4 protein-coding genes are annotated in these 8369 nt (G+C 58.8%); 1 reads left to right on the top strand and 3 read right to left on the bottom strand.

The window, feature by feature from the left end:
• Positions 1–73: 73 nt before the first annotated feature.
• Positions 74–802, top strand: a complete 729-nt coding sequence (locus ACK4TM_RS08470) for a FadR/GntR family transcriptional regulator (RefSeq protein WP_409699652.1) — start codon at positions 74–76, stop codon at positions 800–802.
• Between the two features lie 23 nt (positions 803–825).
• Here ACK4TM_RS08470 and glgB read toward each other — a convergent pair whose 3' ends face one another.
• From glgB to ACK4TM_RS08455, 3 genes are read right to left on the bottom strand one after another with little or no spacing between them, the layout of a single operon-like run.
• On the bottom strand, positions 826–3015 hold the full coding sequence (glgB, locus tag ACK4TM_RS08465; protein WP_409699655.1) for a 1,4-alpha-glucan branching protein GlgB: 2190 nt from the start codon (positions 3013–3015) through the stop codon (positions 826–828).
• 2 nt (positions 3016–3017) lie between these two features.
• Positions 3018–6302, bottom strand: a complete 3285-nt coding sequence (gene treS, locus ACK4TM_RS08460) for a maltose alpha-D-glucosyltransferase (protein WP_409699649.1) — start codon at positions 6300–6302, stop codon at positions 3018–3020.
• Positions 6299–8284 (bottom strand): alpha-1,4-glucan--maltose-1-phosphate maltosyltransferase, encoded by a 1986-nt coding sequence (locus tag ACK4TM_RS08455; protein ID WP_409699646.1) that lies wholly within the window; start codon positions 8282–8284, stop codon positions 6299–6301. The genes treS and ACK4TM_RS08455 overlap by 4 nt, the downstream gene beginning before the upstream one ends.
• Positions 8285–8369 lie beyond the last annotated feature (85 nt).

Below are 8369 nucleotides of genomic sequence, written 5' to 3'. Positions count from 1 at the left end.
CTGCTGCTGATGTTTATCCTGCTGCAAAAAGCACTGCTGCGCCTACGTATTTACAAATAATCAAGGATAAGCCATGTCCGATCTGCTGCGCGACGCCCTGAACGAAACACTCGTGCGCAATAGCCATGGGCAGGTGGTCGACGGGATCGGCAGCGCGATAGTGAGCGGAAAATACCCGCAAGGGTCGATCCTGCCGCGTGACGAAGAACTGGCAGCCCGGTTCGGGGTGTCGCGCACTGTGCTGCGCGAGGCAATGAAAACACTTTCGGCCAAGGGGATGATCGTTGCACGCACACGGGTCGGGACACGGGTCTGCGACCGTTTGCAGTGGAACCTGTTCGATGCAGACGTGCTGGTCTGGCATCTGAATGAACACCCTGAGATGGGCTTTCTCGATCAGCTTTTTGAAATGCGCCTGACCATGGAACCCGCCGCCGCAGGTATGGCTGCGACACGTGCCACCGCTAATGACATCTCACTGCTTTATTCGCATGCCGAGGACATGCGCAGTGCGGGCAATGACAAGGCCTTCGCAATGGCCGATCTTGCGCTGCATCGTGCGATCACCAAAGCGTCGGGCAACCTGTTCATGCATTCTGTCGGTACCTTGATCGAGGCCGCGCTACTGACGATCTTCCGCCTTAGTTCGCCCGCGTCAGAGCCGGTCATTCAGCAAGATGTCTCTGCCACGCATCTGCGCATTGTCGACGCCATCGCACGACGTGACGCGGAAGGTGCAGAACAGGCGATGCGCGAAGTGATCCTTTATGGACAACGCAGGATATCGCGCGCGTCCCGCTAATCGCAATAAAAGGCGCGACCGCGTCAACCGGTCTCATCTCTTATCAAGAACATAGTGGCAAGGGGCGGGATCGTCATAATTGCGCTTGCGGGCTGACCATGTGCGCCTTCATCCGTCGCGACGACGCTGCCGCCGTTACCGACATTGCTGCCGCCATAATCCGCCGCATCGGTGTTGAGCACCTCGCGCCAGCGGCCGGAATAGGGCATCCCGATGCGGAAACTCTCGCGCACCACGGGCGCCATGTTGCAGACGACAACAATGGGATCTGTGCCGTCATGGCCGTGACGTATGAAGCTGAAGACGTTGTCCTGTGCATTGCCGCCGTCAATCCATTGGAACCCCGCAGGATCACAGTCACGTTCATGCAGCGCGCCGTGATTGCGGTAAAGTGCGTTCAGATCGGCGACGAGCCGGCGCACTCCCTCATGCGCGGGATCGTCCAACAGGTGCCAGTCAAGCGACTGATCATGGTTCCATTCGCGTTCCTGCCCAAACTCACTGCCCATGAATAGCAGCTTTTTGCCGGGATGGCCCCACATCCAGCCGTAATAAGCCCGCAGGTTCGCGAATTTCTGCCACCGATCACCCGGCATCTTGCCTAACATGGAGCCTTTTCCATGCACCACCTCATCATGGCTGATGGGCAACACGAAATTCTCTGAAAAGGCGTAGATCAGTCCGAAGGTCATCTTTTCGTGGTGGTATTTGCGGTTAATCGGGTCTTCTGCCATGTATTTCAGCGAGTCATGCATCCAGCCCATGTTCCATTTGAAGTCAAAGCCAAGACCGCCTTCGTCCACCGGGCGACTGACGCCGGGAAAGGCGGTGCTTTCCTCAGCGATCATCGCAGCCCCCGGTGTTTCCTGTTTCACCAGTTCATTGGTGCGTTTGAGAAAATCGATAGCCTCCAGGTTTTCGCGCCCACCTGCGGCATTGGGAATCCATTCCCCCGCCTCGCGCGAATAATCAAGGTAAAGCATCGACGCTACAGCATCGACACGCAGGGCATCGACATGCAGGTCCTTCAGCCAATAGACCGCCGAGGCGCGCAGAAAGTTCGCTACCTCGCGCCGGCCAAAATTGTAGATCAGCGTGTTCCAGTCCCTGTGAAACCCCTGCCTCGGGTCCGCGTGTTCGTACAGCGCGGTGCCGTCGAACTGCGCTAGCCCATGCGCGTCGGATGGAAAATGCGCAGGCACCCAGTCGATGATCACGCCGATGCCGACACCGTGCAGCCTGTCCACCATCTGCGCGAATTGGTCTGGCGTACCGAAGCGCGCGGTCGGGGCGAACATGCCGATGGGTTGATAGCCCCAAGAGCCGCTGAAAGGGTGCTCCGTCAGTGGCAGAAATTCGACATGGGTGAAATTCATCTCGGTCAGATATTCAACCAAAAGCGCGCCCATCTCCTCATAGTCAAGGAATGCGCCGTCGCTGCCGCGCCGCCAACTCCCGGGGTGGACTTCATAGATCGACACCGGCTTGCCGCGCAGATCGGCTGGGCGGCCCTTCATCCATCCACCATCGCGCCATATGTGCCTTGTGCGGCCCTCAACCACCGAGGCTGTCCCCGGCGACGGCTCTGCCCGCGTCCCGACAGGATCGGCCTTTTGGGGCAGAAGTTGGCCATGCACGCCGAGGATTTCGTATTTATAGATATCGCCTCTCCCGATATCCGGGATGAACAATTCCCAGACACCGGATGCGCCGCGCCGCCGCATCGGATTGCGTCGGCCATCCCAGCTGTTGAAACCGCCCACGACGCTGACGCGGCGTGCATTCGGTGCCCAGACGGCGAAACCGGTGCCATCGTTCCCGGCCAGTATCATCGGGTGCGCGCCCAGCTTTGCATAAAGCTCTTCGTGCAGACCCTCTGCCAGAAGATATTCGTCCATTTCCCCCAGAACGGGGCCGAAACGGTAAGGATCGTCGCGCAGCCATTCATGATCACCCGCGCGCAGCCGTAGTCGATAATCGAACCTCTCGGTCCTGCCGGGGACCCGACCAGAGAAGAATCCCTCTGCGTGGATACGCTCCAAAGGTGTGATGTCATGGCCTTGCGGATCGGTCACGATGACTTCGGCAGCGTCCGGCGCGAAGACGTTGACGATGACCCCTTCTTGCGCATCCACGAACATGCCGAGGATGCTGAACGGGTCGCCGTGCCGCCCACGCAGGATCGCCTCAATCTGATCACCGGAGAAATCCATCGTCATGCTCCTGCCTCCTTGTTCAATATATCCACAAGGCCGTGCAACGGTGTTTCTATCCAGGCGGGGCGCATCGCGCGTTCATATTCCACCTCATAAGCCGCTTTGCGGATGAGAAAGAGATCGAGTAAGGCACCCTCGAACGCGGTTTGCGATGGATGGATCGGACTGTCGCCCATCGCGTCCCGATAGCTGGCAAGGAAACCCGCCGTGGTGGCATCGCGCCAATGCAGCGCCTCGCGTAGGACACGGGTCCTGTCGGATCCGGCATCTACCCGCCGTCGCACGACATCCCAGACGGCATAGTCAAAGGACCGCAGCATCCCGGCGACATCACGCAGAGGCGAGGATTTGACGCGGCGCTGATCGAGCGCCCGCGTCGGCTCGCCCTCGAAGTCGATGATATAAACGTCGTTCTCGGCCACCAGAACCTGACCCAGGTGGTAATCGCCGTGTATCCTGATCATTGCGCCGGACGGGTCCATCCTGCGCAGTGCGGCGAACCGTTCGGAAAACTCCGCGCGCCGCGCCACAAGTTCATCTGCAAAAGCCTGTGTGCCGGGTTCATAGGTTGCTTCGCTCAAATGCGTCATCAGCGCATCAATCTCTGCTGCGGTCTCATCAATGACAGCGCCAAGGTCGGATGCTGTCATAGGTTCCGCCGAAAACGCGTCCTTCCCGCTGCCAAGCGCCCGATGCAGTTCCGCCGTCCTTTTGCCCAGCACCGGCCCAAGATCGAGCGTGCCGCCCATCACGGCATCTTCGCGGTCCGCCTCGGGGCGCAATTCGCGTTCCTGCATCTCGCGGTCGAGCGCTGCGGTGATATAGGACCACGCATCACCCTGATTGCGCACAAAATCTAGTGCGGCGGCCAGTGTTGTGACGGCGCCATCCGCTGCGATCAGGTCGATTGTGCCACGCAGCGCGGGTGCGTTCCTGAAATCGGTTTCATCGGTCAGAAAGCGCGCAATCTCTATATCGGGCTGCAGGCCGCTGTGAAGGCGGCGATAAAGCTTGAGGATGATCCGGTCGCCGAAGGCAATAGAGGCATTGGATTGTTCGCCAGCAAGCAGATGCACCTCTGTATCTTCATTGATCATGGCGAGTTCATTGCTACCGCTGAAGCGGACCTCTGCCTCGCCGCTTTTTATGATAAAGCCCGCGCGCATGGCATCTATCAGGGCAAAACTAAGCATTTCCTCATATGCACCATCCATTATCGTGCCGACCTGATTGGCCCGGCGAAGCTTTGCCAAGGTATGCGCCAAGCGTGGTCCACGTGTCAGGGCATCATCGCTCCAGACCGCTGACAGGGGCATGAAGTAGGATTGTGTATCTGGTCCGATTTCGATGTCGACAATGGACAGCATATGCCGCCCTTGGGACAATTCGCCAAGCTGGCGCAGAGCGACCTTGCCCGCCTTTCCCCCCTTGCCCGCGAACCAGCGCTGCAGGGCTAAATATTGCGGCAAGGTTTCGCGGGTGAAATCCGGCCCTTCGCGGCCGTTCAGTGCGGTTGACAGCTTTTCATCGCGGGTGGTCAGTGTCAGGAAATCTGGCAATGTTTCTGACATGGGCGCGTGCCACGAAGGGGCATTGGCACCATCCGCGAGTTCGAACCAATAAAATCCGTAGGCCGGAAGTGTGAGAAGATAGGGTAATTCGCCAATCGGAGGAAAGGCCGATTGCCCGGAAAGCTCAATCGGGACCCGCCCTTCATAAGCGGACAGGTCCAGTTCGGCGGCCTGCGCGGACCGCGACAGGTTGGCGATGCACAGGATCGCAGTGCCACCTTCGGCCGCGTCTTCGTCACGCCTGATATAGGCGAGGATCTTGCGGTTGCGCGGGTAGAGCAGATCAATCTCGCCCCGCCCGAAGACAGAAAACCGCAACCGCACCGCCATCATCCGCTTGATCCAGTTCAGCAGCGACGAGGGTGACGCCTGTTGCGCCTCGACATTGATGCCCGCATAGCCATAGGTTTCGTCTTGGATTGTCGGCAGATAAAGCTGCTGCGGTGCGGCGCGCGAAAAGCCAGCATTTCGGTCAGCGGACCATTGCATCGGGGTGCGTACACCATCCCTGTCGCCAAGATAGTAGTTATCCCCCATCCCGATCTCGTCGCCGTAATAAAAGACCGGTGCGCCCGGCATGGTCATCAACATAGAATTCATCAATTCGATCTTGCGCCGGTCGTTCTGCATCAACGGGGCCAGTCTGCGGCGGATACCCATATTGATCCGCGCACGTTTGTCGGCGGCATAGGTTTCCCATAGGTAATCGCGTTCCCGATCGGTAACCATTTCCAGCGTCAATTCGTCATGGTTGCGCAGGAAAATCGCCCATTGGCAATTGGGGGGGATGTCAGGCGTCTGGCGGATGATATCGGTGATCGCGTGCCGGTCTTCCTGTGCCACGGCCATATACATGCGTGGCATCAGCGGGAAATGGAACCCGACATGACATTCGTCGCCATCGCCGAAATAGGGCCGCGTGTCTTCGGGCCATTGGTTCGCTTCTGCCAACAGCATTCGGTTTTCGTAGTGCTGGTCGAGATCGGCACGGATCGCCTTGAGGATCGCGTGGGTCTCGGGCAGGTTTTCGTTGTTGGTACCGTCACGTTCGACCAGATAGGGGATCGCATCCAGCCGCAGCCCGTCCACCCCCTTGTCCAGCCAGAAATGCATCACATCCAGCACGGCTTCCAGCACGGCGGGATTGTCGAAATTCAAGTCCGGCTGATGGTCGAAAAACCGGTGCCAGTAGAATTGCCCGGCCACCGGGTCCCAGGACCAGTTGCTGTCATGCGTGTCGTTAAAAATCACGCGGGTATTGTCCATCCACTGCGTCGGATCGTCGGTCCAGACATAGAAATCACGCTCCGGGCTGTCTTTAGGCGCGCGGCGTGCCCGCTGGAACCAGTCATGCTGATCAGAGGTGTGGTTGATCACCAGTTCGGTGATCACCTTCAACCCGCGACGGTGCGCCTCGTCCACGAAGATCTGGAAATCTTCCATATCGCCGTATTGCGGGTTCACCGCCTTGAACTCGGCAATGTCATAGCCGTCATCGCGCAGCGGCGAGGGGTAGAAGGGCAGCAGCCAGATCGTATTCGCACCCAGTTCCTGCACGTAATCAAGCCGCCGCATCAGGCCCTTGAAGTCACCGATCCCGTCGCCGTTGCTATCCTGGAATGCCTTGACGTGGATCTGGTAGATGATCGCATCTTTATACCAGTCGGGACGGGTTTCGGTCTGCTGGCTGTTCAGGTCGGTCTGGATGTTCATGTGCGGGCACTCCCCGGCGCGATCAGACGCCAAATTGCATAAGGACGGTTGATGGGATCAAGCGCGAGGTGGTGATGCTTTCCGTGCCAGGTGAAGTAATTGCCGTGGATCAGGTCCTGCACCTCGACCGAGGCTTCATCCACAAGGCCGAATTTCCAAAGCGGCACCTCGAAGCTGAATTCAGCACCGACATGCGGGTCGATCAGCACGTGGAACAGGATGAAATTGCCGGTGGCCGGATCATGCCGCGAATAGGCCAACACCCTTTCATCATGGGCGACCTCGAAGGCGAGGTTGGTGAAATCGCGCAAAGCTGGCTGTTCGCGCCGGTGCCGGTTGATCAGGCGGATATCGTCCTTGATGTTGCCCGGCGCGTCGAAATCGCGGTGCCGTAGCTGGTATTTCTCGCTATCAAGATATTCTTCGCGACCGGGCAGCGACGCGGCCTCACAAAGCTCGAACCCGGAATAGAGACCCCAGCTTCCTGACAGGCTCGCCGCCAAGATCGCCCGCGTGCGAAACCCCGGACGGCCGGATGTCTGCAGAAAGACGGGGTTGATATCCGGTGTGTTCACAAAGAAATTCGGCCGCATGTAATGGCGGCATTCCTCCTGCGTCAGCTCGGTCAGATATTCGGTCAGTTCGGCCTTGGTGTTGCGCCATGTGTAATAGCTGTAGGATTGGTTGAATCCGACCTTCGCCAGCCGCTTCATCACCTTGGGGCGGGTGAACGCCTCGGACAGAAAGATCGCCCCAGGAAAAAGCGACCGCACTTCTGCGATGATCCATTCCCAGAACGGAAAAGGTTTGGTGTGGGGATTGTCGACGCGAAAGCAAAGCACGCCACGGCCGGCCCAGAATACGAACATGTCCCTGATCGCTTCCCAGAACGGGGCATTGGGTTTGCCGTCATCCAGATAATATCTGAAATTGACGATATCCTCGTATTTTTTTGGCGGGTTTTCGGCATATTTGATGGTGCCATCGGGGCGGCGTTCGAACCAGTCGGGGTGCTCGGTGATCCAAGGGTGATCGGGGGAGGCATTCAGCGCGATATCCAGTGCGATTTCCAAGTCATGCTCGGCTGCGGCAGCAACAAGCGCGTCGAAATCGTCAAGTGTTCCAAGGTCCGGGTGGACGTCGCTGTTACCCCCATCGGGTGACCCGATTGCATATGGGGACCCGATATCCTCCGGGTCCGCCCGCAACGTGTTGTTCCTACCCTTGCGGTTTGTAGTGCCAATCGGATGGATTGGTGGGAAATACAAAACATCGAACCCCAGATCGCGCACGTAAGGGAGTCTGTCTATCACGGTGCGAAAGGTGCCGTGCTGGCCTTCGGACCCGGTGGACCGGGGAAAGAGTTCATACCAAGCGCTGAATGCGGCACGTTCGCGATCCACCCACAGCGGCAGGTCATGCGGATAGAGCGTCTTGTTCGCGCGCGGCCCGACACGCGACATCAGCGCGTCGGTTTCTTCCCGCATCAGAACGTCACTCGCACCTCCGCTCTTCAAGGCTCTTCGCAGATCCTGAAGCGGTTTTGTATCGGCATCAGAAGCAATGGCCGCGGCGACGATCAACCGGCCTTCCTCGACCTCGACAGAGACGTCCTGCCCTGCGGCGATCTTCTTCGCGGTGTCGCGACGCCAACTTCCCCAGACATCCCGCCAGGCGAGGATTGTGTAAACATAGGGTCCAATTTCATCGACGGTCAGCTCTGCGCGCCAGCGGTCATTGGTCAGGGGCTGCATCAGGACTTCGGTCCAGTCTGACGCCTGTGCCGGCCGGTAAAGAACCGCCGCGCCAAATACCTCGTGCCCGTCGCCGAACAGGTCCGCGGTCACCTCGAACGGCCAACCGACCACGGCTTTGGCGGCGAAGCGACCGGCATCGACCTCTGGACTGACCGCTTCGATTGCCATGCGATGCGCAGCGAGTGACGCAAGGCTTTCCCGCTGAGAACGGTCAGTGACTGACATGGGCAGATGTCCTTCTTCCGCGATTGCCGCGATTTGGTTTCAATTTTTCACAAGCTCCGGTGGTTCCGGACATTTCGGTTGAGGC

This window comes from Yoonia sp. (assembly GCF_046292185.1).
Classification (GTDB): Bacteria; Pseudomonadota; Alphaproteobacteria; order Rhodobacterales; family Rhodobacteraceae; genus Yoonia.
This window is presented reverse-complemented; position numbering and strand designations above follow the sequence as displayed.